Origin of the sequence: Salipiger sp. PrR003 (genome assembly GCF_010500785.1) — a bacterium.
GTDB lineage: Bacteria > Pseudomonadota > Alphaproteobacteria > Rhodobacterales > Rhodobacteraceae > Salipiger > Salipiger pacificus_A.
In genome coordinates, this window is the sequence record NZ_JAAGOV010000043.1 from 232,330 (window position 1) to 256,869 (window position 24,540).

At 68.3% G+C, this 24,540-nt stretch carries 24 protein-coding genes and 2 tRNA genes; 11 read left to right on the forward strand and 15 right to left on the reverse strand.

The features are described from left to right. Positions 1-68: 68 nt before the first annotated feature. The 3 genes from G0D83_RS15830 to G0D83_RS15840 are packed head-to-tail and all read left to right on the forward strand — an operon-like array spanning position 69 to position 3,346. Complete coding sequence (locus tag G0D83_RS15830; RefSeq protein WP_164195680.1) at positions 69-1,115, forward strand: ABC transporter permease; 1,047 nt, start codon at positions 69-71, stop codon at positions 1,113-1,115. Beyond that, positions 1,112-2,059 carry an ABC transporter permease gene (locus tag G0D83_RS15835; protein ID WP_164195682.1) on the forward strand — a complete coding sequence of 316 codons (948 nt, stop codon included), beginning with the start codon at positions 1,112-1,114 and terminating at the stop codon, positions 2,057-2,059. The genes G0D83_RS15830 and G0D83_RS15835 overlap by 4 nt, the downstream gene beginning before the upstream one ends. After that, positions 2,060-3,346, forward strand: coding sequence for an amidohydrolase family protein (locus G0D83_RS15840; RefSeq protein WP_164195684.1), 1,287 nt, complete (start codon positions 2,060-2,062; stop codon positions 3,344-3,346). A gap of 147 nt (positions 3,347-3,493) precedes the next feature. Here the strand turns inward: G0D83_RS15840 and G0D83_RS15845 are convergent. The 6 genes from G0D83_RS15845 to G0D83_RS15870 form a co-directional block, all read right to left on the reverse strand. Further along, positions 3,494-3,568, reverse strand: a tRNA-Glu gene (locus G0D83_RS15845). A 124-nt stretch (positions 3,569-3,692) separates the two neighbouring features. Further along, positions 3,693-3,767, reverse strand: a tRNA-Glu gene (locus tag G0D83_RS15850). 131 nt (positions 3,768-3,898) lie between these two features. Next, positions 3,899-5,644: a single-stranded-DNA-specific exonuclease RecJ gene (recJ, locus tag G0D83_RS15855; RefSeq protein WP_164195686.1), complete on the reverse strand. Its 1,746-nt coding sequence runs from the start codon at positions 5,642-5,644 to the stop codon at positions 3,899-3,901. 224 nt (positions 5,645-5,868) lie between these two features. Continuing rightward, on the reverse strand, positions 5,869-6,837 hold the full coding sequence (gene glpX, locus G0D83_RS15860) for a class II fructose-bisphosphatase (protein WP_164195688.1): 969 nt from the start codon (positions 6,835-6,837) through the stop codon (positions 5,869-5,871). Between the two features lie 149 nt (positions 6,838-6,986). Continuing rightward, positions 6,987-8,279: a homoserine dehydrogenase gene (locus G0D83_RS15865; RefSeq protein ID WP_108966366.1), complete on the reverse strand. Its 1,293-nt coding sequence runs from the start codon at positions 8,277-8,279 to the stop codon at positions 6,987-6,989. A gap of 130 nt (positions 8,280-8,409) precedes the next feature. After that, positions 8,410-8,712 carry a hypothetical protein gene (locus G0D83_RS15870; RefSeq protein ID WP_164195690.1) on the reverse strand — a complete coding sequence of 101 codons (303 nt, stop codon included), beginning with the start codon at positions 8,710-8,712 and terminating at the stop codon, positions 8,410-8,412. 129 nt (positions 8,713-8,841) lie between these two features. Between G0D83_RS15870 and G0D83_RS15875 the strand changes: the two genes are divergently transcribed. Continuing rightward, positions 8,842-9,432: a TetR/AcrR family transcriptional regulator gene (locus G0D83_RS15875; RefSeq protein ID WP_164195692.1), complete on the forward strand. Its 591-nt coding sequence runs from the start codon at positions 8,842-8,844 to the stop codon at positions 9,430-9,432. Positions 9,433-9,466: 34 nt separating this feature from the next. On the opposite strand, the gene G0D83_RS15880 is transcribed toward G0D83_RS15875, so the two are convergent. Continuing rightward, a complete protein-coding gene (locus tag G0D83_RS15880) occupies positions 9,467-9,895 on the reverse strand; it encodes a c-type cytochrome (protein ID WP_164195694.1) in 429 nt (142 codons plus the stop codon). A gap of 205 nt (positions 9,896-10,100) precedes the next feature. Between G0D83_RS15880 and G0D83_RS15885 the strand changes: the two genes are divergently transcribed. Continuing rightward, positions 10,101-10,532, forward strand: coding sequence for a DMT family transporter (locus tag G0D83_RS15885; protein WP_108966374.1), 432 nt, complete (start codon positions 10,101-10,103; stop codon positions 10,530-10,532). Between the two features lie 21 nt (positions 10,533-10,553). Here G0D83_RS15885 and G0D83_RS15890 read toward each other — a convergent pair whose 3' ends face one another. The 3 genes from G0D83_RS15890 to G0D83_RS15900 form a co-directional block, all read right to left on the reverse strand. After that, the gene (locus tag G0D83_RS15890; protein ID WP_164195696.1) at positions 10,554-11,399 is read right to left on the reverse strand and encodes a calcium-binding protein; all 846 of its coding nucleotides are present in this window, start codon (positions 11,397-11,399) and stop codon (positions 10,554-10,556) included. 126 nt (positions 11,400-11,525) lie between these two features. Then, on the reverse strand, positions 11,526-12,209 hold the full coding sequence (locus G0D83_RS15895) for an ABC transporter ATP-binding protein (RefSeq protein WP_164195699.1): 684 nt from the start codon (positions 12,207-12,209) through the stop codon (positions 11,526-11,528). After that, positions 12,202-13,488 carry a lipoprotein-releasing ABC transporter permease subunit gene (locus G0D83_RS15900; RefSeq protein WP_164195702.1) on the reverse strand — a complete coding sequence of 429 codons (1,287 nt, stop codon included), beginning with the start codon at positions 13,486-13,488 and terminating at the stop codon, positions 12,202-12,204. The genes G0D83_RS15895 and G0D83_RS15900 overlap by 8 nt, the downstream gene beginning before the upstream one ends. A 189-nt stretch (positions 13,489-13,677) precedes the next feature. Between G0D83_RS15900 and G0D83_RS15905 the strand changes: the two genes are divergently transcribed. Then, positions 13,678-14,793 carry a pyridoxal phosphate-dependent aminotransferase gene (locus G0D83_RS15905; protein WP_164195704.1) on the forward strand — a complete coding sequence of 372 codons (1,116 nt, stop codon included), beginning with the start codon at positions 13,678-13,680 and terminating at the stop codon, positions 14,791-14,793. A gap of 199 nt (positions 14,794-14,992) precedes the next feature. Then, positions 14,993-15,199, forward strand: coding sequence for a histidinol phosphate aminotransferase (locus G0D83_RS15910; RefSeq protein WP_108966383.1), 207 nt, complete (start codon positions 14,993-14,995; stop codon positions 15,197-15,199). Between the two features lie 58 nt (positions 15,200-15,257). Here G0D83_RS15910 and G0D83_RS15915 read toward each other — a convergent pair whose 3' ends face one another. Then, complete coding sequence (locus G0D83_RS15915) at positions 15,258-16,457, reverse strand: alanine--glyoxylate aminotransferase family protein (RefSeq protein WP_164195706.1); 1,200 nt, start codon at positions 16,455-16,457, stop codon at positions 15,258-15,260. Positions 16,458-16,667: 210 nt separating this feature from the next. On the opposite strand from G0D83_RS15915, the gene G0D83_RS15920 reads away from it, so the two are divergent. The 3 genes from G0D83_RS15920 to G0D83_RS15930 all read left to right on the forward strand — a co-directional run bounded on the left by G0D83_RS15920 (position 16,668) and on the right by G0D83_RS15930 (position 19,948). Beyond that, entirely contained in the window at positions 16,668-17,363 is a 696-nt protein-coding gene (locus tag G0D83_RS15920) for a tyrosine-protein phosphatase (RefSeq protein WP_164195708.1), read from the forward strand. Beyond that, positions 17,360-19,117, forward strand: coding sequence for an ABC transporter ATP-binding protein (locus tag G0D83_RS15925; RefSeq protein WP_164195710.1), 1,758 nt, complete (start codon positions 17,360-17,362; stop codon positions 19,115-19,117). The genes G0D83_RS15920 and G0D83_RS15925 overlap by 4 nt, the downstream gene beginning before the upstream one ends. A gap of 69 nt (positions 19,118-19,186) precedes the next feature. Next, positions 19,187-19,948, forward strand: a complete 762-nt coding sequence (locus G0D83_RS15930) for a folate-binding protein YgfZ (RefSeq protein ID WP_164195712.1) — start codon at positions 19,187-19,189, stop codon at positions 19,946-19,948. A 66-nt stretch (positions 19,949-20,014) separates the two neighbouring features. On the opposite strand, the gene G0D83_RS15935 is transcribed toward G0D83_RS15930, so the two are convergent. Next, entirely contained in the window at positions 20,015-20,491 is a 477-nt protein-coding gene (locus G0D83_RS15935; protein ID WP_164195714.1) for a GNAT family N-acetyltransferase, read from the reverse strand. Positions 20,492-20,583: 92 nt separating this feature from the next. Next, entirely contained in the window at positions 20,584-21,147 is a 564-nt protein-coding gene (gene efp, locus G0D83_RS15940) for an elongation factor P (RefSeq protein ID WP_095884089.1), read from the reverse strand. A gap of 220 nt (positions 21,148-21,367) precedes the next feature. Here efp and G0D83_RS15945 point away from each other — a divergent pair, with 220 nt between their 5' ends. Next, complete coding sequence (locus G0D83_RS15945; RefSeq protein WP_066101377.1) at positions 21,368-21,697, forward strand: DUF6280 family protein; 330 nt, start codon at positions 21,368-21,370, stop codon at positions 21,695-21,697. 192 nt (positions 21,698-21,889) lie between these two features. Here the strand turns inward: G0D83_RS15945 and G0D83_RS15950 are convergent, their stop codons facing one another. Next, positions 21,890-23,038 (reverse strand): hypothetical protein, encoded by a 1,149-nt coding sequence (locus G0D83_RS15950; RefSeq protein WP_164195717.1) that lies wholly within the window; start codon positions 23,036-23,038, stop codon positions 21,890-21,892. A gap of 74 nt (positions 23,039-23,112) precedes the next feature. Next, a complete protein-coding gene (locus G0D83_RS15955) occupies positions 23,113-24,516 on the reverse strand; it encodes a TolC family outer membrane protein (RefSeq protein WP_108966396.1) in 1,404 nt (467 codons plus the stop codon). Positions 24,517-24,540 lie beyond the last annotated feature (24 nt).

A 24,540-nucleotide genomic window follows, 5' to 3' on the forward strand; every position in this document is an offset into this window, starting at 1 on the left:
GTACGCACATCCCGCGCCCTCCACCTGCGCCGCACGCGGGGCAGAGTCACAGCCCGCCAGAGCCCCCCATGCGCCTTGATCCGATACCCGCCCCCTCGCCGGCCCGCAGATTTGGCCTGCCCGCATTGGCGCTCGGCGCCACGGTGCTCGTCGCCATGGGGCTGGCCCTCATCGCCGGGGCCGACCCGCTCGCCACGCTTGGCCTCATCGCCCGCGGCGCCGCCGGCTCGAAGTTCGCGCTTCTTGAGACGCTCAATCGCGCCACGCCGCTCATTTTCACCGGCCTCGCCGTCTCGGTTGCCTTCCGTGCCAAGCTCTGGAACATCGGCGCCGAGGCGCAGCTTTACGCCGGCGCGCTTCTCACCGTGATCATCGGCACGCAATTCGGCCTGCCCGGCCCGCTCGCCCTGCCGCTGATGGCACTCGGCGCGGTGCTCGCGGGCGCGCTGGTGCTGCTCGGGCCGGTGCTGCTGAAGACCCGGCTCGGTGTCGACGAGGTGGTCACCACCTTGCTGCTCAACTTCATCATGGCGCTGTTCATCTCCTACCTGCTCGAGGGCCCGCTGAAGGACCCGATGGGCATGGGCTGGCCGAAGTCCCCGGCCCTGCCGCGCGATGCCCGCCTGCCGCGGATCGTCGAGGGGCTGCGGCTGCACTGGGGGTTTGGTCTGGCGCTGATCTCGGCGGCGGCCGTCTGGGTCCTGCAGACCCGCACCACCCTCGGCTACGAGATCCGCGCCACCGGCCTCAACCCCGAGGCGGCGCGCTTTGCCGGCATTCCGGTCGGCAGGGTGCTGGTCAAGACCGCGCTGATCTCCGGCGGGCTCGCGGCGCTGGCGGGCTTTTCCGAGGTGGCAGGGCTGAAGGGCAACCTCACCGCCGATCTGTCGCCCGGCTTCGGCTACACCGGCATCGTCGTCGCCATGCTGGCGCTCTTGCACCCGCTTGGGGTCATCGTCTCGGCACTCTTCGTGGCGGGGATCTTCGTCGGCGCCGACAGCATGTCGCGCGCCGCAGAGGTCCCGACCTATATCGCCGACATCCTCTTGGCCGCCGCGCTGCTGTTCATGGTGCTGGCGATCCTTCTGACAAAGTTCCGGGTGGTGCGCGGATGACCGAGATCGCCGATATCCTCCTCTCCGCCAGCTTCTGGGCCGCGGTGCTGCGCATCGCCTCCCCGCTGATCTTCGCCACGCTCGGAGAGCTGATCTGCGAGCGCGCCGGCGTTCTGAACCTCGGCATCGAGGGCATCATGGTCTTCGGCGCCTTCGCCGGCTGGATGGCGGTCTACGCGGGGCTCGGGCTCTGGCCCGGGGTGCTGGTGGCGCTGCTGGCGGGCATGGCCTTTGGTGCGCTCCACGCGCTGCTGACGGTGCCCTTCGGCCTGTCGCAGCACGTCGTCGGGCTCGGCATCACCATGCTGGCCACATCCTCGGCCTATTACGCCTACCGCCTTGCCCTGCCCGAGGTCACCAGCCCGCCGCGCATCACGCCCTTCCAGCCGCTGCACATCCCGGGGCTCTCGGACATCCCCTGGCTCGGGCAGGCGCTCTTTTCGCAGACCGCGCTCACGTGGGCGGCCTTCGGTTGCGTGGCCGTCGTGGCGTTGGTGCTCTACCGCACGCCGCTCGGCCTCGCGGTACGCGCGGCAGGCGAGAGCCCGCAGGCGGTCGAAGCACAGGGCCTCTCTGTCACTGCGATCCGCATGGGCGCGGTCGTCGTCGGCTCGGGCCTGATGGCCGTCGGCGGCGCCTTCCTGACCATGTCGGCCTTCTCGTCCTTCTTCTTCGAGATGGTCAACGGCCGCGGCTGGATCTGCATCGCGCTGGTGGTCTTCGGCGCGTGGAAGCCGGGCAAGGCGCTCCTCGGCGCGCTGCTCTTCGCCGGCTTCGACGCGCTGCAAATCCGTCTTCAGCAGACGCCCATGGGACAGCTCGTGCCGTATCAGGTCTTCCTGATGATCCCCTACGTGCTGTCGATCCTCGCCCTCATCCTCATGTCGCGCCGGGCCGAGGTGCCCGCGGCACTGATGACCCCCTTCAACCGCGGAGAGCGCTGAATGGCCACTTTCGACATCCTCGTCACCGGCGGCACCCTGCCGGACGGCACCATTGCCGACATCGGCATCACCAAGGGCCGGATCACCGCCATCGGCGACCTGACCGGCTCCATGGCGGGCGAGACCATCGACGCGGCGGGCGACCTCGTCTCGCCGCCCTTCGTCGATCCGCATTTCCACATGGATGCGACGCTCAGCTACGGCACCCCGCGGATCAATGCCTCGGGCACCCTGCTCGAGGGCATCAACCTCTGGGGCGAGCTGCGCGAAGAGGCGACGGTCGACGAAATGGTCAGCCGCGCGCTGGAATATTGCGACTGGGCCGTCTCTCTGGGCCTGCTGGCGATCCGCAGCCATGTGGACACCACGCCCGATCACCTCAACACCGTCACCGCCATGCTCGAGGTGCAGGAGCGGGTAAAACCCTACCTTGACCTGCAGTTCGTCGCCTTCCCTCAGGACGGCTTCCTACGCAGTCCCACGGGGCGCGAGAACCTGATCCGCGCGCTCGACATGGGCGTCGGCGTGGTCGGCGGCATCCCCCATTTCGAGCGGACCATGGCGGACGGCGCCGCATCGCTGAAGGAGCTTTGCGAGATCGCCGCCGAGCGCGGCCTGCTGGTCGACATCCATTGCGACGAGACCGACGACCCCCTGTCGCGTCACATCGAGGCGCTGGCTTTCGAGACCCAGCGGCTCGGGCTGCAGGGGCGCGTCGCCGGCAGCCACCTCACCTCGATGCACTCCATGGACAACTATTACGTGTCAAAGCTGCTACCGCTGATCGCGGAAGCGGAAATCTCCGCCATTCCCAACCCGCTGATCAACATCACCTTGCAGGGGCGGCATGATACCTACCCCAAGCGCCGGGGCCTCACCCGGGTCAAGGAGATGCAGGCCATGGGCATTCGCGTCGGCTGGGGGCAGGACCGCGTGCGCGACCCGTGGTACTCGCTCGGCACCGGCGACATGCTCGACGTCGCCTTCATGGGGCTGCACGTGGCGCAGATGACCTCGCCGCAGGAGATGGCCCGCTGCTTCACCATGGTGACCGAGGAGAACGCCAAGATCCTGCATCTGGAGGACTACGGTCTGGCCGAGGGCAACATGGCCTCGTTGGTGGTTCTGGATGCGGGGGATCCCGTCGAGGCGCTGCGGCTGCGGCCCGATCGGCTTTGCGTGATATCCAAGGGCAAGGTGGTGTCGCAGCAGGCCCGCAACGACGCAAAGCTCGCCCTGCCCGGCCGTCCCGGCAGCGTGCGGCGGCGGCACAAGGTCAAGTCCTGAGCGCAGCCGGAACAATTCGCTGTCCCTGCGGGGACAGCGGTTTGCACGGTTACCAAGGCCAAGCCGGAAACGCGAAAATGGCCCGCGAAACGCGCGTGCCCTTGGCGGTGCCAATCGCTGGCCTTGTTCATGCTGTATTGAGAGAAATGGCAGCCCGTAGGGGAATCGAACCCCTCTTTCCAGGTTGAAAACCTGGCGTCCTAACCGATAGACGAACGGGCCATTGCAACGCGACCACCGAAACTTTCGACCCGATGGAGAGGTTGTTGCGAACCTCATGAACCCCAGCTGACCCGGTCTCTGACCCCGGTTTTGCCTGTCCCCGCGGGGACAGAAACAAAACCAGTGGCAGCCCGTAGGGGAATCGAACCCCTCTTTCCAGGTTGAAAACCTGGCGTCCTAACCGATAGACGAACGGGCCGTGCCGGCTGGTGAGGGGCGTTCTAGTCAAAGCTCCGACCCCTTGCAAGCGGAATTTTGCGGTTTTTTCACCCATCCGTGACTTTTTCTCAAACCACTGATATATAATAATAAATGCCGGGGCGAATCCGATTACCCAGCGGCAGGCGCAGCATCCTCCAGGCGCATCTGCACCGAGCGCCGCCCGTTCCACTCGTTGATCTCGAAGCGCCCGGCGAGGTGGAATCGTCCGCCCTTGTGCTGGCTCAGTGCCTGGCCCATCGGCGTGTCGAAGGCACCAAAGCAGATGGCGTCGATCTTCGCCCCGAGCCCGTCGCCGGCGGTGATCTTGAGGTGCCCGGTCCCGACCTCCTTGGCAAAGAGGATCTGCGCGTCGGGCATGGCAAAGCGCGGACCCGGCGCCCCCGCACCGAACGGCCCCGCCTGTTCCAGCCGATCGCAGAGGTCGGTGCTGGCCACCCCTGGCATCATCAGCCCGTCGAGCCGCAGGTCGGCCGCGCCGCCCTGCCCCGCGCCCTGCTTTGCGAGAAGCTCGGCAAGACGCGCCATCGCCGGTTCCAGCTTGTCCTCGGCCACGGTGAGACCCGCGGCCATCTTGTGCCCGCCGCCCTTGATCAGCAGCCCCTCGGCGGCGAGCTTCTGGATGCTCGCGCCCAGATCGACACCCGAGACCGAGCGGCCCGAACCCTTGCCCTCGCCGCCCTCGAAGCCGATGACGACGGAGGGGCGGTTGGTCATCTCCTTGAGGCGCGAGGCGACGATGCCCACCACGCCCGGATGCCAGCCCTCGCCCGCCGCCCAGACCAGCGGCGCGTCGAGGCCGCGGTCCTCGGCCTGGGCGATCGCCGAGGCGCGCACGGCCTCCTCGACCTCGCGCCGCTCGGAGTTCAGCTTGTCGAGCCGCTCGGCCAGCGCCTCTGCCTCGTGCCGGTCGCGGGTGGCGAGCAGCCGCGCGCCCAGGTCGGCCTGGCCGATCCGCCCGCCGGCGTTGATCCGCGGCCCCAGCACGTAGCCCAGGTGGTAGGAGCTCGGCGCGGTATCGAGCCGCGCCACGTCCGACAGCGCCACCAGGCCGGGCCGCGCGCGCCGCGCCATGACCTGCAGCCCCGAGCGGACGAAAGCACGGTTCACCCCGCGCAGGGGCGCCACGTCGGCAACGGTGGCCAGCGCCACGAGATCGAGCAGCGACATGAGGTCCGGGCCCTTGGCCCCGGCCTCGCGGATCTGCCGCCCGCAGTCGACCAGCACCATGAAGACCACGGCAGCCGCGCAGAGATGCGCCAGCGCGCCGTCCTCGTCCTGCCGGTTGGGGTTCACGACGGCGACGCAGTCGGGCAGCGTCTCGCCGCCGAGGTGGTGATCGAGCACCACCACATCCGCGCCCGAGGCCGCGGCGATGGGGTCGTGCGAGAGCGTGCCGCAGTCGACGCAGATGATCAGGTCGTGCGCCGCAGCGAGCTGCTGCATGGCGGGCACGTTGGGGCCGTAACCCTCGTCGATGCGGTCGGGCACGTAGAGCGTCGCCTCGAGGCCGAGCTGGCGCAGCCAGTCGATCAGCAGCGCCGCCGAGCTTCCGCCGTCGACGTCGTAATCGGCGAAGATGGCGATGCGCTCGCGGCCGCGCACCGCCTGCAGGATGCGGCCAGACGCTTTTTCCATGTCGCGCATCACCCGTGGGTCGGGCATCAGGTCGCGCAGCTTGGGATCGAGGAACCCCGGCACTTCCTCGCCAGGCACGCCGAGCCGCGCCAGCACCGCGCAGAGCGGCCGCGGCAGGTGGGTGGCCTGCGCCAGCGCCTCGGCCTGCCGCTCGACCTCGACCGCCGGACCGACCCAGCGCCGCCCGGTCAGCGACTGCTCCACACCCAGATAGCTCATGCGCCCCTCGCGTTTCTTCTTTGCCTCGAACCGCCCCCTCCTAGCGTGAAACGGCGCGGAACGGAACGGGCCTCCCCTGCCCGGCGCCGCGCGTGCGCAGAGCGCACAATCTGCCTATCTGCAAAGACAGGACGCGGGGGCCGGGAAACGCGGAAGGGGCCCGCGCGATGCGAGCCCCTCCTTCACTTTCCAAAGCCGCAAATCCAGCGTCAGCCGCCCGGCGATCAGCCCTCGAAGGGGTTGCGGTACTGCACGCGGCGCACCGAGCCGGTCTTCGAACGCATCAGGATGGTCTCGGTCTCGATCCAGCCCGGCGAGCGCTTGATGCCCGAGAGAATCGAGCCGTTGGTCACCCCGGTGGCCGCGAAGATCACGTCGGCGGTGACCAGCTCGTCGCGGGCGTAGATCTTGTCGAGATCGGTGATGCCGGCCTTGGCGGCGCGGCCGCGCTCGTCGTCGTTGCGGAACAGCAGACGGCCGTACATCTGGCCGCCCATGCACTTCAGTGCCGCCGCCGCGAGCACACCCTCGGGCGCGCCGCCCGAGCCCATGTACATGTCGATGCCGGTGATGTCGGGCTCGGCGCAATGCATCACGCCGGCGACGTCGCCGTCGGTGATCAGCCGGATGCCGGCGCCGGTGGCGCGGACCTCGGCGATCAGCTCCTCGTGGCGCGGACGCTCGAGGATGCAGACGGTGATGTCGGTCATCGCGCAACCCTTGGCCTCGGCCAGCGCCGCGACGCGCTCGGAGGGGGTCATGTCGAGCGTCACCACGCCCTCGGCGAAGCCCGGACCGATCGCCAGCTTGTCCATGTAGACGTCGGGCGCGTGCAGCATCGAGCCGCGCGGACCCATGGCGATCACGGTCAGCGCGTTCGGCATGTCCTTGGCGGTCAGCGTGGTGCCCTCGAGCGGGTCGAGCGCAATGTCGACGCCCGGGCCGTTGCCGGTGCCCACTTCCTCGCCGATGTAGAGCATCGGTGCCTCGTCGCGCTCGCCCTCGCCGATCACCACGACGCCCGCGATATCCAGCAGGTTGAGCTGTTCGCGCATGGCGTTGACCGCAGCCTGGTCCGCGGCTTTCTCGTCGCCGCGGCCGATCAGGCTGGCAGAGGCGATGGCGGCCTGTTCGGCGACCCGGGCGAGGCCCAGCGAAAGCATACGGTCATTGAAATCGACGGGAGCGGACATGGAGACTTCCTTGAAAAATTTGACGCTTGGAAAGGGTGTAGCGCGCGCGGTCCGACGAGGGCAAGGCCGCTGGCGCTAACCGTCCCCGCGCAGCACGGCGCGGGGACGGAGAGATGCCGGAAGGGGGCAAAGCAGGCGCGGCGCGCGCCTCAGACCGCCTCGATGCGCAGCGCCACCGGGGTGCCATGCACCACACCGGTGGCGGCCATGGCAGCCAGCGCCGAATCGAGCGCTTCGCGGGTGGTCTTGTGGGTGACGATCAGCACCGGGGCGGTGTCGGCGGTGGCGGACTGGCCGTACTGGCGCAGGCGGTTGATCGACACACCCGCCTCGCCGAGCGCCGCGGCGACCTTGGCGAGCGCGCCGGGCCGGTCGGCCAGCGCCATGCGCAGGTAATAGGGTGCGGGGGTGGTCGCCTTGGCCGGGACCGCCCGCAGCAGGCTCGAGGCCGGGGCGCCGAAGGTCGACAGCCGCGTGCCGCGTGCCACGTCCATCACATCGCCCATCACCGCCGAAGCTGTCGGCCCCTCGCCGGCGCCGGCGCCGCGCAGCACGATCTGGCCAACCTCGTCGCCCTCGATCACCACCATGTTGGTGCCGCCATCGAGCTGACCCAGCGGCGAAGAGGCGGGCACGAGGCTCGGCGCCATGGATTGTTCGAGCCCGCGCTCGGTCATCCGCGACACGCCCAGCAGCTTGATGCGGTAGCCCATGTCGGCGGCCTGGCGGATGTCCTCGATCGAGACCCGGCCGATGCCCTCGAGCTCGACCGCATCGAAGGCGACCTGGGTGCCATAGGCGATGGACGACAGAAGCGAGAGCTTGTGGCCAGCGTCGATGCCGCCCACGTCGAGCTCGGGATCGGCCTCGAGATAGCCCAGCCCGTCTGCCTCGGAGAAGGCTTCCTGGTAAGACAGGCCCGCGTTCTCCATCCGCGTGAGGATGTAGTTGCAGGTGCCGTTCATCACGCCCATGACCCGGGTGATGCGATTGGCCGAAAGACCCTCGGTCAGCGCCTTGATCACCGGGATGCCGCCCGCAACGGCGGCCTCGAAGCGCAGCACCGCGCCGGTGCTGTCGGCCAGTTCGGCCAACGCCTGCCCGTGGTGGGCCAGCAGCGCCTTGTTGGCGGTGACCACGTCCTTGCCGAGTTTCAGCGCGGCCTCGGTGGCGGCCTTGGCGGGGCCGTCGGAGCCGCCCATCAGCTCGACCAGCACGTCGATGTCGTCGCGCTTGGCAAGGGCGACGGGGTCGTCCTCCCAGGCATAATCGGCCAGCGAGACGCCGCGGTCCTTGTCCCGGTTGCGCGCCGAGACCGCCGAGATGACGATTTCGCGGCCAGAGCGGGCGCCGAGCAGCGCCGCCTTTTGTTGCACGATCTTGACGACGCCGGCACCGACGGTGCCAAGGCCCGCAATCCCCAGGCGCAGAGGTTCAGACATTTGCGGGATCCTTCTTCTTCGGTGTCTTCAGGTGATTTGGTCGCCGTTGCCTTAGCCGTATCGCGGCGCGGGTGCAACGTCGCGGAAGGGCGGGGCAGCGCCCGCAAGCCAGCGCCGCGGCCGCCCGGCTTTACGCGCCCGGAACCTCGGGGAAGGTGACGCCGCCGTCCATGCGCCTGCGGGTGCCCTCGTCCACCACATCGCCCTGCTGCAGCGCGGCGGCGCGGCGGCGCAGCGCCTCGGCACGGGTGTCCAGGTCCGCGGCCATCTCGGGCTGGGTCCGTGCCGGCGGCTGGCCCTCGAGCAGCCCCGAGAGCGGCACCAGCCGGGGCCAGGGCGCGCGCGCGACGCCGGGGCTCTGCGAGCCGTCGAACTCGGGGAAGTCGGTGCAGGCGCCCGTCAGGGCAAGGAAGGTCAGGAGCACGAGGCGCATGGGATGTTCGGGTCGCTTTCCGGGCCGGTGTCGCGGTTGACTGTGCCCGTCTTGCCGCAAGCGCCGCGGCAGGGCAAGGGCGGCGCGCGCCGCGCTTGATCTGAACGCACGTTCAGATAAACAGGGGACATGGCCCGTACCGCAGGATCGCATTCCGACATCACCGGGCCGCGGATCCGCGAGGCGGCGCTGCGGCTCTTTGCCAAGCACGGCTATGCCGCCGTCTCGATGCGCCGGATCGCGTCGGAGGTCGGCGTGCAGGCGGGGGCGCTCTACAATTACATCCCGGACAAGCAGGCCCTGCTCTTCTCGCTGCTCAAGGGCCATATGGACGAGCTGCTCGAGGCCTGGGAAGCAGAGCCGCATACCGCCGATCCGCTGGCCCGGCTCGAGGCCTTCGTGCGTTTTCACATCCGCTTCACCCTGCGGCGCGCGGAATCGATCTTCATCTCCTACATGGAGCTGCGCAACCTCGAGCCGGAGAACTTCGCGCAGATCGAGGCGCTGCGCAGACGCTACGAAGAAGTGCTCGAGCAAATCCTGCGCGACGGACAGGCGGCGGGTCAGCTTTCGGTGCCCGACACGCGGATCGCCGCCTTTGCGCTGATCGGCATGCTGACCGGGGTGAACACCTGGTACCGCGAAGGCGGGCGGCTCTCCGAGCAGGAGGTCGCCGCGCTCTACTGGGACATGGCGCGCAAGGCGGTGGGCGCGGCCTAGGCGCCGCGCCAGACGCCTTGCAAGGGGCGCGGCCTCAGTTGGTGACCTGGATCGATTCGAGATATTCCATCAACGCCACCATCTTGCGCGGCGTCGGCGTCAGGATGCCGTCGCCGGTGTCCAGCGGCACTTCCTCGCCCTTCAGCAATTCGCCGAATTCCGGCATGCCCGGGCCCTCCATATCGGAGCGCGCGTAGCCATCGATCATCGAGAGCACCTCGGCGCGGGGGAACTCGCCGCCCCGGCGCGCGGCAATATGGGTGAGATCGGCGGGGGTGATCCCGAGATCCGCCGCAAGCGGCCCGTTGCCGACCGCCGTGGTGCCATGGCAGGACGCGCAATAGTCCATGAACAGCGCCTGGCCGTCCGCCGCTTCGGGCATGGAGGCCTCCATGCAGGCCCCAAGGCCCAGCAGCCCCGCCGCGGAGATCGCCCAGATCCCGCCCTTCATCACCGTGTTCATTGCGCGTGCTCCCTCAACATGTCGTCCGGGGCCAGGCCCGGCCTTGCAGCGCGGTTGTCCCCGACCCCTTTCCCCTGTGTCGCCCGGCACCGCGGGCGGATCAAGCCCGGATCAGACCCGAGGACATTCCGGTGCCCGGTTTCGACGGTGACATTCGCCGCGGGTCGCGCCAATGTCGCGCCGACAGCGAAGACGGAGACCGCGAATGCCCACTCAAGCCCTGATCATGCTCGCCGCCGGGATCGGCATCCCGGTGCTCGCCGCGCTCAATTCGCGGCTCGGTGTCTGGATGGGCTCGCCAGCGGCCGCGGCGGTGATCCTCTTCTGCGTTGCGTTATGTGCCAGCCTGATCGTGCTTGTCTCGCTCGATGTCCGCCCGCTCGCGCGGGCGGCGGATGCCCCGAAGTCCCTGTTCCTTGCCGGGCTCTTCGTCGCCTTCTACGTGCTCAGCGTCACCTATGTCGCCCCGACCTTCGGGGTCGGGCGAGCGGTGTTCTTCGTGCTGCTGGGGCAGCTCATCAGCGCCGCGGCGATCGACCACTTCGGGCTTTTCGGCGTGATCGCCACACCGATCAGCGCGCGGCGCGGGCTGGGGCTGGCGATGATGGCGGCGGGCGTCTTCCTCGCGCAGCGCTGAGGCCCTGCGTCAGGCCGCGCCTCAGGCCGCCGCGCCGAGGAAGGCGACGCTGTGCGAGGTGATGGGCGCGCTGCGGCCGACCAACGTGACCGAGGCACCATTGTCCAGCGTGACCACCAGTCCAGACGGGCCGGCGACCTGCGAGACGATCTCGGGGGCGATGTCGCCCTCGTAGGTGAAGACGACCATGTCTTCGGCCTCGTCGAAATCCTCGATGACCGCGCCGTCGGCGAGCACGAAGCGGTCTGCCCCTGCCCCACCAAGACCGAGGTCGCCGGCGCCGAGCGTCAGCGTGTCGTCGCCGCTGCCGCCGATGAGCAGGTCGGCCTCGCCGTCGTCGCCCTCCGCGTCCGAGCCCCAGAGCAGGTCATCGCCCGAGCCGCCCATCACCGTGTCGGCACCTGCGCCACCGGCGATCGTGTCGCCGCCGCTGCCGCCCTCGGCGTAATCCGCGCCGCTGCCCGCGTCGATGCTGTCGGAGCCCGCAAACCCGTAGATCACATCGCCTCCAGCGCCGCCAAAAAGCGTGTCGCCGGTCTCGCTGCCCGAGAGCGTGTCGTCGCCGTCGCTGCCGATGGTCGTGTGGGTGTCTATGCCGGAGGTGTCCTCCTCGGCGGTGTCGCCGGGCGCTTCGGTCTCCGCCTCGCCCGTGATGTCCTCAGGGGTGCCGTCGCCCGTTCCCTCTTCGGTCGCGGGATCCGCGTCGTCCTCCTCGATGGGGAGAATCATGTCCTCGCCGCCGATTTCGGTCTCATCCTCAACAACGTCGTCAGAGGCGTCCTCGTCGTCGCCGCCCTTGTCGAAGGGAAACGCGGCGACGGCGAATGGCAGGAGCGCCGTGAGCGCGATGAGGAATTCGAGGGGCATGGGGGCGTCCGGGGAGGTCCAGGGTCACGAGGCGTTTCGCCCGGACCCTGGCGCCGGAGTGTGACAAAAATCTGGCGCGGTCGCGGCCCTGCCGGGGTCTTCCTGAGAAGCGCCCGGCGGCCGCGCTCAGAGCGCGACCAGCCGCCCCTCGCGCAGCTCGACCTGCCGGTCCATGCGGCCCGCCAGCTCGAGATTGTGCGTGGCGATGAGCGCCGAGAGACCTGTCTCACGCACCAGCGTCATCAGCGCGCCGAAGACCCGGTCCGAGGTCGCAGGATCGAGGTTGCCCGTCGGCTCGTCCGCCAGCAGCAGCTTCGGCGCATTGGCCATGGCGCGGCAGAAGGCGACGCGCTGCTGCTCGCCGCCGGACATGGCCGCCGGACGATGCGCGGCGCGGCCTTCGAGCTCGACCGACGCCAGAAGCTGGCGCGCCCGGGCCGCGGCCTCTTTTGGCGGCACGCCGTTGGCGAGCTGCGGCAGGGTGATGTTCTCGAGCGCGGTGAACTCGGGGAGGAGGTGGTGGAACTGGTAGACAAAGCCAACTTCCTGCCGGCGCACGATGGTGCGGCGGCGGTCGGACTTGCCGCCCAGTACCTCGCCCGCGATCGCCACCTCGCCCGCGTCGGCGGTGTCGAGCAGACCGGCGATGTGCAGCAGCGTCGACTTGCCCGCGCCCGAGGGGGCGACCAGCGCCACCACCTCGCCGCGGCCGACCTGCAGCTCGGCGCCGCGCAGCACCTGCACCTCGTTGGGCTTGCCGCGTTTGTAGAACTTCTCGATGCCCGACAGGCGCAGGACGGGATCACTCATAGCGCAGCGCCTCCACGGGGTTCATGCGCGCGGCACGGCGCGCGGGGAAGATGGTCACGATGAAGCTGAGGCCGAGCGAGAGCGCCATGGCGGCGAAGACGTCGGCCCATTGCAGCTTGGCGGGAAGCGAATAGATGCCGCGCACCGCCGGATCCCAGACGCCGCCGCCCGCGACGTAGTTCACGAAGGAGAAGATCGGGTCAATGTAGATGGCGAAAAGGCAGCCGAGGATCACCCCGAGGATCGTGCCGATCACCCCGGTGAAGGCGCCGCAGATGAAGAAGACCCGGAGCACCGAGCCCTCGGTGAGCCCCATGGTGCGCAGGATGCCGATGTCGCGGCCCTTGTTCTTGACCAGCATGATGAGGCCGGAAACGATGTTCATCGTCGCGATGAGCACCAGCACCGAGAGGATCACGAACATCACGTTGTCTTCGACCTCGAGCGCGCGCAGGAAGCCGCCCGAGGCGTCCTGCCATGTCCAGACCAGCGCGCCCTGCCCGGCGGCCTGCTGGATCGCCGTGGCCATGCCGTCGACGGCTTCGGGGTCGTCCACCATCACCTCGAGCTCATCCGCCGCGCCTTCGCGGTTGAAGTAGAGCTGCGCCTCCTCGAAGGGCATGTAGGCGCGGGTCCGGTCGATGTCGTAGCGCCCGGCGGTGAACACCCAGACCACCTCGTAGGCCTTGACCCGGGGGGAAATGCCGAAGGCGGTCTTCACCCCGTCGGGAGAGATGAGTTTCACCTGATCGCCCACATCCACCCCCAGCTCGCGCGCCACGCCCGAGCCGAGCGCGATGCCGCTCCCGAAGCGCGAGAGATCGCCGCGCCCGGTCTCGGGATCGACGACACGGCGGATGCCCTGCAGGTCCTCGCCCGAGATGCCGAAGACCTCGACCCCGGCATTGCGGCCGTTGGCATTGGCCATGACCTGCCCCTTGACCAGCGGCGCGGCCCGTTCGACGCCGGGCACCTCGGCCACGGCTTTCGCTCGGTCCGCATAGTCCTCGAAGGTGCGCAGGGTGCGGCCCTCGTCGTCGACGCGGGCCGAAGAGTAGACCGTCACATGGGCGTTGGAGCCGAGGATCGTGTCGACGAACTCGGCCCGGAAGCCCGAGCGCACCGAGAGCGTGGCAATCAGCGCGAAGACCGCGAGCGTGATGCCGATGAGGCTGATCCAGGTCATCACGCTGACACCGCCCTCGGCGCGCCGGGCACGCAGGTAGCGCCAGGCGATCATCCATTCGAAGGGGGCAAAGGGCGGCGGGGTACGGGCCATGGGCACTCTTTCAGGGTCAGCTTGTCGCGCGCGAACCTGACCGCAACCCCCGGCGGGGTCAATCCCTCGCCGCCCGGCCCTACGGTGCTGTGACCGGGGCGCCCGTGTGGCGCGGGGCGCGGGACCGCGGCGGGTGGCGGCAGTGTCCGGCCTATTGCCAGAGCTATTGCGCTGCGGCATATCTCCGCCATGACTGGACCTCGCTACACCCCGCTCGTCGCCTCGCTTCCCGAGACCGTGCCCTTCGTCGGCCCGGAAACCCAGGAGCGCGAGCGCGGCGCCCCGTTCCGCGCCCGCATCGGTGCCAACGAGAACGTTTTCGGCCCCTCGCCCCGCGCGATCGAGGCGATGCAGCGCGAGGCCGCGGAGATCTGGAAATACGGCGACTCGACCAGCTATGAGCTGCGTCATGCCATCGCCGCCGAGCATGGTGTCGCGCCCGAGAACGTCATGGTCGGCGAGGGCATCGACGGGCTTCTCGGCTACCTCGTGCGGCTGCTGGTGGCGCAGGGCGATGCGGTGGTGACCTCGGACGGCGCCTATCCGACCTTCAACTACCACGTGGCCGGCTTCGGCGGGGTGCTGCACAAGGTGCCCTACAAGGATGACGCCGAGGACCTGCCCGCCCTGCTGGCCAAGGCCGCCGAGGTGGATGCCAAGCTCGTCTACTTCGCCAACCCCGACAACCCGATGGGCTCGTGGAAGCCGGGTGCGGAGATCGCGGCGCAGCTCGGCACCGTGCCCGAGGGCACGCTGCTGGTGCTCGACGAGGCCTATGTGGAGTTCGCCCCCGAGGGCACCGCGCCCGAAATCGACATCGAAGATCCGCGGGTGATCCGCTTCCGCACCTTCTCCAAGGCCTACGGCATGGCGGGCGCGCGGGTCGGCTACGCGCTGGCGGCGGCGCCGCTCATTCGCGCCTTCGACAAGATCCGCAACCATTTCGGCATGAACCGCGCGGCGCAGGCCGGGGCCCTCGCGGGGCTGCAGGACCGGGACTGGCTGGAACAGACCATCGAGAAGGTCGCCGCCGCGCGGGCGCGCATCGCCGCCATCGCGCAGGCGAACGGGCTGCGCGCCCTGCCCTCGGCCACCAATTTCGTCGCGGTGGACTGCGGCGGCGACGGCGCGTTCGCCAAGGCGGTGCTGGAGGGGCTCGGCGCGCGGGGGGTCTTCGTGCGCATGCCCTTCGTTGCGCCGCAGAACCGCTGCATCCGCATCGGCGCGGGCACCGAGTCCGATCTTGACGCGCTGGAAGAGGCATTGCCCGCGGCGTTGGCGGAAGCCCGCGAGAACGCCGCCTGAGCCAGCTCTTCGGTCAGATGCACAAATTTCCGCCGACCTGTATCGACAGATCGGCGGGAAAGGTTTTCGAAAGCAGTTTTGATCAGCCTGAAGCGTGACCCGGGCCCGGGGTGCGCTACCCTTGTGCTATTGCACGTCCCCTCTCAGCCCGCCGTCTTTTCAGTCTGCCGTCTTAGTCTGTCTGTCCGAGGATCGCATTATGGCCTATCCCTCCGAACCGCCGCGGCCCGATTTCTCCAGCGCGAACCTCGTGCTGGTCTTCGTGGTGATGTTCCTTGTCTTCCTGCTGCTCTGGATCAGCTACGGGCTTGGCCCGGTGGTGATCGCCGGAGTGGCGATCAACCACGTGATCACGATCATCGAGCATCGCCGGAACGGCCGACGCGAGACCCCGCCGCAGCGGTGAGCCCCGCGCCCGTGCTAAGTCTTCGCGCCGGACACGAGCCGAGCCCGCGCCGAGCCTGTCAGCCCTTGGCGATCTCTGCGGCGGCGGCGCCGAGCGCGCCCTGCCCGTAGGGAATCCCGATTGACACGAAGCCCGCCTCGATCACGCCCAGCAGGCCAAGGATCATATGCGCGTTGACGTGGCCCATATGGCCCATGCGGAAGAAGCCCGTACCCATGGGGTCCTCGGGCTCGGCCATGCCGAGGCCGATGCCCAGCGTCACGCCCGCCTCGGTCTCGCACCACTTGCGCAGCTGCGCGCCATAGGGCTTGCCGAGCCGCAGCGCGGTCACCGCGTGGCTGCGCAGGCCGCGGTCGGCGACGTTGAGCGTCAGCGGGCCGCCCTGCCCCCAGGCCTCTGCCGCCGCCCAGATGGCGCGGGCCAGCACGGCATGGCGATGCCAGACCTGCTCGATGCCCTCTTCGCGGATCATGTCGAGCGCCACGCGCAGACCATAGAGGTGATGCGTCGGGGCGGTGCCGCCGAAGTACTGGTAGAAGAAGTCGGGATTGCCGCGCGGAACCCAATCCCAGTAGCGCGACACGCGGGGCATCTCGGCGCGGCGCGCCTCGGCCTTGTCGTTGAAGAAGACGAAGCCCAGACCCGGCGGCACCATCAGCCCCTTCTGCGAGCCGGTGACCATGATGTCGACGCCCCAGTCGTCCATGCGGAATTCCTCGACGCCCAGCGAGGCGACGCAGTCGGCCATCAGCAGCGCCGGGTGGCCGGTGCTGTCCATGGCGGCGCGCAGGCTCGCGAGATCGTTGCGGATCGAGGTCGCCGTGTCGACGTGGCTGGCCAGCACGGCCTTGATCTTGCGGTCCTTGTCGCTCCGCAGCGCCTCGGCCACCAGTTCCGGATCGTAGGTGGACTTGGTGCCGAAGTCGATCAGCTCGACCTCTACGCCGAGACCCTGTGCCATCTCGGCCCAGCCATGGGCAAAGCGGCCGGTCGCCGGCACCAGCACCTTGTCGCCCTCGCCCACCACATTCGCCAGCGCCGCCTCCCAGGCACCGTGGCCGTTGGCGATGTAGATCGCCACCTTGGCCGCCGCGCTCTGCGCGACGTAGCGCAGGTCGGGGATCATCCCGGCCACCATCTCGACGATCGCCCCTTCGTAGATATTGGGCGAGGCGCGGTGCATGGCGCGCAGCACCGCGTCGGGCATGACGGAAGGACCGGGAATGGCCAAGTAGGGGCGACCATGGGCGAGAGACATGCGAAAACTCCGAAAGCACCCCTTGAAATTCCGGGGCGAGGGCCAACCTAACCGCGGTTGCGCCGAGGTCAATCTCCCTCGGCCGCGCCGCGGACACGCCACGGACACGCCCCGGATGCAGGGCCGCGGCAAGCCCCGCGCAGGGCACGGCGCTTGCCAGCAGGGGCCGGAGACCGTAAACCGCCGCGCGACAGGCACAGGAAATAATGCATGCTGACCAAGTTCTGGGACAAGATCGAGACCGCGGAGCGGCGCTTTCGCCGATCCTTCGGCAAGGACATCTCGACGCCCCGCGCCCGGATGCTCTCGAAGCTGCATTACAATGTCTTTGACCATGCCTTCCTGCGCCTCTTCTGGCACAATTTCTGGCAGATCGCTCCCGGCGTCTGGCGGTCGAACCAACCGACCCATGCGCGCTTCGAGAAATACGCGCAGATGGGCATCAAGACCGTCATCACGCTTCGCGGCGAAGAGAAATACTCGCATTATCTCTTCGAGAAGGAGAGCTGCGAGCAGCTTGGCCTGACGCTGCTGCATGCCAAGCTCTGGGCGCGCATGGCGCCCAAGGCCGAGCGGATCACGCATCTCATCGATACGATGCGCGAGGCCGAGAAGCCGATGATGTTTCACTGCAAATCGGGCGCCGACCGCGCCGGCTTCGCCTCTGCCGTCTACCTGATGGTGTTCGAGGGCGTGCCGGTCGAAGAGGCGCGCAAGCAGATGGGGCTGAAATACGCCCACCTCGAGTTCACCAAGACCGGGATCCAGGGCTACATCCTCGACACCTATGCCGCGCGCAACCGCCGCCGGCCGATCGCCTTCGAGGAATGGGTGCGCACGGAGTACGACTCGCGCCAGCTGCAGGCGGGCTTCGACAACAAGCGCCCGCCGGAAGAGATGGCATGAGCAGCGCGGACAAGAAAAGCGGCAACCTGCTCTTCTGGCTCGGGCGCCGCTATCTCTGGCGCTACCGCTGGCAGATCGTCATCGCCTTTGTCTTCATGATGCTCGAAGGCTCGATGTTCGGGTTCCTCAGCTACATGATGAAGCCGATGTTCGATCAGGTTCTGGTTGGCGGCAGCCGTGCCGCGCTGACCTGGGTCGGCATTGCGATCTTCTCGATCTTCATGATCCGCGCGCTGGCCAGCATCATCCAAAAAGTGGTGCTGACGCGGGTTTCGCAGCTGACCGTCGCCGACATCCGCAACGACCTGCTGACGCACCTCATGCGGCTGGACGGCAGCTTTCATCAAAAATACGGCCCCGGCTATCTGATGCAGCGTATCGAGGGCGACGTCGCCTCGGTCAGCAAGGTCTGGAGCATCCTGATCACCGGCACCGGCCGCGATATGATCGCGCTGGTCTCGCTCTTCGGCGTGGCGATCACGATGGACTGGCGCTGGACGCTGATCGCGTTGGTCGGCGTGCCGCTCATGGTCGCGCCCTCGGTCATGCTGCAGCGCTACGTGCGCAGATATGCGCGCCACGCGCGGGACATCTCGGCCGGCCTGTCTACCCGGCTGAACGAGATCTTCCACGGCATCGTGCCGATCAAGCTCAACCGGCTCGAGAAATACCAGGCCAAGCGCTACAAGTCGCTGACCAAGGAGCGGGTCCGCACCACCGTCGCCTCGAGCCTCGGCCAATCGGCCATCCCCGGACTGATCGACGTGATGTCCGGCATCGGCATCTGCGGCGTGCTGATCTTCGGCGGCGGCGAGATCATCTCGGGGCAGAAGAGCGTCGGCGATTTCATGGCTTTCTTCACTGCCATCGGCCTCGCCTTCGAGCCGCTGCGCCGGCTCGGCGCGGTGAGCGGCACCTGGCAGATCGCCGCCGCCTCGATCGAGCGGATCAAGGAGCTTTTGGAGCTCGAGCCCGAGCTGCGCGATCCGCCGCACCCGGTCCCTGCCCCCAAGGGCGTGCCCGAGATCGTTTTGAGCGGCGTCGAGCTGAACTACTCCGGCTCGGCCGTGCTGCGCGGCACCAGCTTCACCGCCGAGGCGGGCAAGACCACGGCGCTTGTCGGCGCCTCGGGCGCGGGCAAGTCGACGGTGTTCAACGTGCTGACCCGGCTGGTCGATCCCGATGCGGGCGAGGTCACAATCGGCGGCGTGCGCACGGATGCCATGAAGCTCGCCGAGCTGCGCGGCCTGTTCTCGGTGGTCAGCCAGGACGCGCTGCTCTTCGAGGACAGCCTGCGCGAAAACATCCTGCTCGGCCGCGAAGACGTGCCCGAGGCCGAGCTCGACAAGGTGCTCGAGGCGGCGCATGTCGCGGACTTCGTGCCGCGCCTGCCCGACGGGCTCGACAGCCTCGCCGGCGCCCGCGGCAGCAACCTCTCGGGCGGGCAGCGCCAGCGCGTGGCCATCGCCCGCGCCCTGCTGCGCGATACGCCGATCCTGTTGCTGGACGAGGCCACCTCGGCGCTCGACGCGGCCTCGGAGCAGGTGGTGCAGGCGGCGCTCGACCAGCTCTCGGCCGGGCGCACAACGCTGGTCATCGCGCACCGGCTGTCGACCATCCGCCATGCCGACAAGATCGTGGTGATGGATGCCGGCCACGTGGTCGAACAGGGCACCCATGATGAGCTCTTGGCGCTTGGCGGCGCCTATGCACGTCTGCACGCCATGCAGTTCGAGGATGAACAGACCGTCTGAGGCGCTCCCCCTGTAACCTGTCCCCCGCCGCGCCTATAGTCGGCGCAATGGACAACCGACGGAGCAACCATGACCGCCACCACAGGCATCCCGACGGACGCCCCGCGCAGCGTCCTGCGCGTCAGCGGCCCCGAGGCCAACGACTTCCTGCAGAACCTTGTCACCAACGACCTGGGCAAGCTGAAGGACGGGCTGGTCTATGCCGCGCTGCTGACGCCGCAGGGCAAGTACCGGGCGGACTTCTTCCTCGTGCCACGCCCCGACGGGGCGATCCTCATCGACGTGGCCGAGCCGCTCGCCGCCGACCTGACCCGCGCGCTCACGCTGTACAAGCTGCGCGCCAAGGTCGAGCTCGAACCGACCGACATCGCCGTGAGCCGCGGCACCGGACCGGCGCCCGAGGGCGCCTATGCGGACCCGCGCGATCCTTCGCTGGGCTGGCGCGGCTACGACGGCCAACCCGGCCAGGACGCCGACTGGAGCGCGCTGCGCGTCGCCGCCTGCGTGCCCGAGAGCGGCGTCGAACTGACCCCCGACAGCTTTATCCTCGAGACCGGATTCGAGCGCCTGAACGGTGTCGACTTCAAAAAGGGCTGTTACGTCGGCCAGGAGGTCACCGCGCGAATGAAGCACAAGACCGAGCTGCGCAAGGGACTGGTGCCCGTCGAGGTGACCGGCGCAGCGCCGGTGGGCACGCCGGTCGAGAGCGATGGCAAACCCGCGGGCACGCTTTACACCCAATCGGGCGGGCGTGGCCTTGCCTACCTGCGCTTTGACCGGGCCGAGGGTGAGATGCGCGCCGGAGAGGCGACGCTGCGCCGCATCTCTTGAGCCGGTCCGCAGAGGCGCGGGCCGACAGGCAGGCATGATGCGCAGACGGATCACTCCGCGACCAAGCTAGATCGCTGCCTGAAAGCGCTTTTCGAGCACCTCCACCGCCCCCTTGGCGCCCGCCCCGAGCATCAGCGCGCGCGGGGGGGCGTTGAAGGCGTGCACCGTGGTGGTCCAGCCCTCTGCCCCCTGCCCGGCGATCTCGGCCTCGAAGCCTGCAATGAGCCGCCGCGCCACGCCGCGCCGGCGCCAGGAAGGCTCGACCCAGATGTGTTCGAGTTCGGCCCGGCGCTGCGCATGACCGAGCGTGGTGGCCCCGGACAGCCGCCAGCGCCACATCAGGTAGCCGCGCGGCACGTGACCCACGCGGTAGGCGCGCAGCTGGGCGCCCTGCGCCATGGCCTCGGCCAAGAAGCTCTGCAGCTCGGCCTCGCTGGCGCGGTCGTGGAACCGGTGCGGCACATGGGCGACGTGCAGCTCGTGCAAGCCGCGCAGCATGACGGCCAGCGCGGGAATGTCTTTTGAATCGCAAGACGTGAACATGAAAAAGGGCCTCCTGGGCTATGCGCCGGAGGCCCTTTGGTCATGCTATGTCGCCCCCGGATCGCACGGGGACAAACTGGTCGGCGCGCGGGTTATGCGCGTTCCGAATACTCCATGGTCTCGGTGTTCACGATGATGTCCTCGTCCTGCCCGACGAAGGGCGGAACCAGGACACGCACACCATTGTCGAGCACGGCGGGCTTGAAGCTGTTTGCCGCGGTCTGACCTTTGACCACCGGCTCGGTCTCGACGATCTTGCAGGTCACCTTCTGCGGCAGGGTCGCGTTCAGCGCTTCTTCCTCGTGGAATTCGACGACGATGGTCATGCCATCCTGCAGGAAGGGGCGACGCTCGCCGAGGATGTCGGCGTCGAGCTGCACCTGCTCATAGGTCTCTGTGTCCATGAAGATCAGCTGACCGGCGTCCTCATAGAGGAACTGCATGTCCTTCTGTTCGAGGCGCACGCGCTCGACCTTGTCCGCCGAGCGGAAACGCTCGTTCAGCTTGGAGCCGTTGCGCAGGTTCTTCATCTCGACCTGGGCAAAGGCGCCGCCCTTGCCGGGCTTCACGTGGTCGACCTTCACCGCGGCCCACAGGCCACCTTCATGCTCGAGCACGTTCCCGGGGCGGATCTCGTTACCGTTGATCTTGGGCATGGTCAGAAAACTTTACAGTAAGGTTGAAGGGGTTTTCCGGCCTCCTATATATGGCCGGTTCGCCCCGTGCAAGACAACGATATCTCGCGTTCCGTACAAGCCGAGATATGCACCAGATGCAACGACGCTATGCGTTTGTGCTGTATCCGAATCGAACGGAATGGTCCATAACGCCGCGTACGCCAGAAAAGACAAGAGCAATAATCAAAAAGGTCGAAAGATGAAGGATTTCGTGGACAGCACAGCCTACCATGCCGAACAAGGCAACCGCGCGCGGAAACTTTTCGCCGCTGTGGTTCTGGCTGCGCTCGACGATGCAATCGCCGATGACAAGAAATACGGCAATGGTCCCGAGCAGATCGCCCGCTGGGCACGCTCGCGCGACGGCCGTGAAGTTCTGAGCTGCGCCGGTATCGACCCGAACGAGCGGGTTGTCTCCGGTCTGATGGAATTCGTGTCGAAAGGTGTCCGCACCTCGGTCGCGCTGTCGCGCGAGGAGAGCGAGCGTCGTCACGCAGCCGCAGCCGCGGAACAAGCCGAAGCCGCTTGATCCCGGTATAGGGGGCCCGGCCCCCAGCCAGTCGAAGGCGCGCCCCGAAACGGGCGCGCCTTCGGCGTTTCCAGAGGCACCGTCGGCCAGTTTCCGCCGGTTCCCTCCCCTGCTGGCCAGGCAGCAAGAAGCCCGGACGCCTTGGGCGCCGGGCTTCGCTTTCGTTCGGTGTTTGTGATCCGCGTCGCGCGGTCAGTCGAGATCGTCGCTCGCAAGCAGGCGCTGGAGCTCGCGGCGCACCAGCGTGCGGATAGTGCGCGTCGCGCCGTCTCCCAAGGCCCCCTGCAGTTCTTCTCGGACCACCTCGGCGATCAGCGCGCGCAGGCGGTCCTCGTCGACACCGCTCGGCGACTCGGCGACGGGCGCCGGCGGCTGCTCGGGTGCGGAGGTGTCGCTGCGCAGGTTGCTCTGACTGCGCTGCCAGACCGGGTTGCGCAGGATCTTCACCGGGCGGCGTGGCGCGGGTTCGGGCTCGGCCTGCGGCTCTTCGGCAGCACCGTCCTCTGCCGCGGAGCGCGCCGAGGTCGCGGATTGCAGGTCCGCGACGGTCTCTTCGGGCTCATCTTCGAGCGCGTCCTCGTCGGGCGTGATATCGGGCTGAGCCGGGGTCTCGAGCACATAGGGCTCATCCACCAGCTCGGGTTCGGGCATCGGGCGGCTTGCGAGTTCCTGGTCCTCGTCCTCGGCCGTCACGGGCTGGCTCGGCGCGGGCTCATCGCCCGGCTGGTGCCGGAAGATCGCCTCTGGGGCCGCTTCACCACGTTCAGGCTCGAACTCATGCGTGCTGCGCGCAATCATCTCCTCGAGCTCGGCGATCTTCTGCGCGAGACTGCCCTCCTTCGCGGTCGCATCGGCAATCGGCGTAGCCTGAGGAGGGGTGCTGTCGCGCTGCTTGAGCGCGAAGAAATCGGCGATGGACGCCTCGGCGAACTCGCTTTCGGACTCTTCGTCCACCTCGATGAAGGGTGCCTCTTCGACCTCGTCGCTGACCGCTGCCTCGGGCACCGGACCTGGCGTCGCCTCGGGTGCGATGGCGCGCAGGGGCGCACGGCGGGCGACCTCGGCGACCTCTTCCTCGGCCGGAACAAGACGCGCTGCGAGCGGCGGAGCATGGCGCGCGGGCGCGTCTTCGCCGGTCTCGGAGGTGTCGCTGTCCGTCACCTCGGACGCGGGGGCCTCTTGCACGCGCAGCGCGGGGGTCAAGACCAGCCGCCCCGCCGGAGCGGAACGCTGCGCCTGGGGCGCCTCTGACGTGGACTCGGGACGGGAATCTTCGGAAACCAACCTCCGGATAGAGGAAAGCACGTCCTCGATTTCCACATTGGTCACGGGATCGGACATTTATGTACCACTCTTGCCTGTCCCCCCAAGTGTAGCGTCTTGGGGGGCGCCAGACAACAAGGACGAGGAGAAGCTTACTGCTTCCCCATCGCCTTCAGGATACGGTTCAGATCCGCGCCCTGGCGCGACTGGACCGGAGCGGACTTGACCAGGTTGTAGTACTCGGCAGGGTCGTAGCGCGGCACGTTCAGTGCCAGGTCTTCCGCCGTCAGCTGGCCCATGGTGTAAAGCACGGTATAGGCGGCGATCGTCTCGTCGACCACGGCGGAGATCTGGGTGTTGCGCGCGTCGAGCAATTCCTGCTCGGCGTCGAGCACGTCGAGCGTGGTGCGGGCACCGAGCGTCGCTTCCTCGCGGGTGCCGCGGAAGGCGACGGTGGCGGCGCGGACCTGCTCGTCTGAGGCCGCGCGGGCCGCCTGCGCCACACGCAGGTTGGCATAGGCATTGGTAACCGACTGCGGGATCAACTTGGTCAGCTGCAGCAGGGCTGCACGGCGCTGATCACGGCTGGCATAGGCCTGACGCTTGATCGAGCTGAGCTGGCCGCCCTGATAGATCGGGCCCGACACGTTCAGACCGACGGTGCCCCCGCGCGTGCCGGCCTCGCTGTCGAAGCTCTCGTCAAAGCCGTAGGTGCCTTGCAGCGACACGGTGGGGCTCATGTTGGATTGCGCGATGGCGACGCCGACTTCGGCTGCGGCCACCTGGTGCTGCACCTGGATGATATCCGGGTGGTCGCGCAGGGCGATCGCCCGGGCCTGATCGGCCGTTGCCGGAATGCGTGGCAGGCTGCTCGGCGAGACGAGGTTGCCCGGCAGGCGGCCCACCGACGCGCGGTATTCCTCGCGGGCCTGGGCCAGTGCGCCCTCGGCCGCGGCAAGCAGCGAGCGGGCCGCGGCGAGCCGCGCCTGGGCCGAAGCGACGTCGGTGCGGGTGACTTCGCCGACCTCGAAGCGGTCGTCGGCGGCGCGGAGTTCCTCGCCGATCACGCGAACGTTGTTCTGCCGCAAGGTCAGGGTTTCGATGGCCCGGCGGACTTCCATGAAGGCGTTGACGGCGCGCAGCAGCACGTCCTGTTCGACCGAGACGAGGCCTGAGCGGGTGGCCAGAACGGTTTCCTTGGCGGCGTCCACAGCGAGACGGTTGCTGCCGCCATCGTAGAGAACCAGCGAGGCAATGAGCCCGATCGACGTGGTGTCGGTGGCCGCGCCGGTATAATTGCCGGTCACCGCACTGCGGGTCTCGCCGTAGTTGCGGGTCACGTCACCGGTCCAGGAGATCACCGGACGAAGCGCGCCGACCGCCTGGGCCACGTCTTCGTCGGCGGCACGCAGCACCGCCCGGTTCTGCTCGAGCAGCCCACTGGTGTTGTAGGCCCCGGCCAAGGCATCCGCCAGCGTCTCTGCCGCGGCGGGCATCGCGAGCCCGGCCGCAAGGCACACGCCCGTCATCCATGTCGTCAGAGATTTACGCGCCATTTTCCTGCCCTCTCGATCCGATTT

Bases quoted from the DNA above. Each gene is read 5' to 3' on its own strand.
- efp (WP_095884089.1), bottom strand. From the start codon at position 21,147: ATGCCCAAGATCAACGGTAACGAGATCCGCCCCGGGAACGTGCTCGAG.
- G0D83_RS15950 (WP_164195717.1), bottom strand. From the start codon at position 23,038: ATGTCCGATCCCGTGACCAATGTGGAAATCGAGGACGTGCTTTCCTCT.
- G0D83_RS15955 (WP_108966396.1), bottom strand. From the start codon at position 24,516: ATGGCGCGTAAATCTCTGACGACATGGATGACGGGCGTGTGCCTTGCG.
- recJ (WP_164195686.1), bottom strand. From the start codon at position 5,644: ATGAGCTATCTGGGTGTGGAGCAGTCGCTGACCGGGCGGCGCTGGGTC.
- G0D83_RS15925 (WP_164195710.1), top strand. From the start codon at position 17,360: ATGAGCAGCGCGGACAAGAAAAGCGGCAACCTGCTCTTCTGGCTCGGG.
- G0D83_RS15895 (WP_164195699.1), bottom strand. From the start codon at position 12,209: ATGAGTGATCCCGTCCTGCGCCTGTCGGGCATCGAGAAGTTCTACAAA.
- G0D83_RS15865 (WP_108966366.1), bottom strand. From the start codon at position 8,279: ATGTCTGAACCTCTGCGCCTGGGGATTGCGGGCCTTGGCACCGTCGGT.
- G0D83_RS15835 (WP_164195682.1), top strand. From the start codon at position 1,112: ATGACCGAGATCGCCGATATCCTCCTCTCCGCCAGCTTCTGGGCCGCG.
- glpX (WP_164195688.1), bottom strand. From the start codon at position 6,837: ATGTCCGCTCCCGTCGATTTCAATGACCGTATGCTTTCGCTGGGCCTC.
- G0D83_RS15840 (WP_164195684.1), top strand. From the start codon at position 2,060: ATGGCCACTTTCGACATCCTCGTCACCGGCGGCACCCTGCCGGACGGC.
- G0D83_RS15870 (WP_164195690.1), bottom strand. From the start codon at position 8,712: ATGCGCCTCGTGCTCCTGACCTTCCTTGCCCTGACGGGCGCCTGCACC.
- G0D83_RS15915 (WP_164195706.1), bottom strand. From the start codon at position 16,457: ATGTCTCTCGCCCATGGTCGCCCCTACTTGGCCATTCCCGGTCCTTCC.
- G0D83_RS15905 (WP_164195704.1), top strand. From the start codon at position 13,678: ATGACTGGACCTCGCTACACCCCGCTCGTCGCCTCGCTTCCCGAGACC.
- G0D83_RS15900 (WP_164195702.1), bottom strand. From the start codon at position 13,488: ATGGCCCGTACCCCGCCGCCCTTTGCCCCCTTCGAATGGATGATCGCC.
- G0D83_RS15910 (WP_108966383.1), top strand. From the start codon at position 14,993: ATGGCCTATCCCTCCGAACCGCCGCGGCCCGATTTCTCCAGCGCGAAC.
- G0D83_RS15885 (WP_108966374.1), top strand. From the start codon at position 10,101: ATGCCCACTCAAGCCCTGATCATGCTCGCCGCCGGGATCGGCATCCCG.
- G0D83_RS15935 (WP_164195714.1), bottom strand. From the start codon at position 20,491: ATGTTCACGTCTTGCGATTCAAAAGACATTCCCGCGCTGGCCGTCATG.
- G0D83_RS15945 (WP_066101377.1), top strand. From the start codon at position 21,368: ATGAAGGATTTCGTGGACAGCACAGCCTACCATGCCGAACAAGGCAAC.
- G0D83_RS15880 (WP_164195694.1), bottom strand. From the start codon at position 9,895: ATGAACACGGTGATGAAGGGCGGGATCTGGGCGATCTCCGCGGCGGGG.
- G0D83_RS15890 (WP_164195696.1), bottom strand. From the start codon at position 11,399: ATGCCCCTCGAATTCCTCATCGCGCTCACGGCGCTCCTGCCATTCGCC.
- G0D83_RS15875 (WP_164195692.1), top strand. From the start codon at position 8,842: ATGGCCCGTACCGCAGGATCGCATTCCGACATCACCGGGCCGCGGATC.
- G0D83_RS15830 (WP_164195680.1), top strand. From the start codon at position 69: ATGCGCCTTGATCCGATACCCGCCCCCTCGCCGGCCCGCAGATTTGGC.
- G0D83_RS15920 (WP_164195708.1), top strand. From the start codon at position 16,668: ATGCTGACCAAGTTCTGGGACAAGATCGAGACCGCGGAGCGGCGCTTT.
- G0D83_RS15930 (WP_164195712.1), top strand. From the start codon at position 19,187: ATGACCGCCACCACAGGCATCCCGACGGACGCCCCGCGCAGCGTCCTG.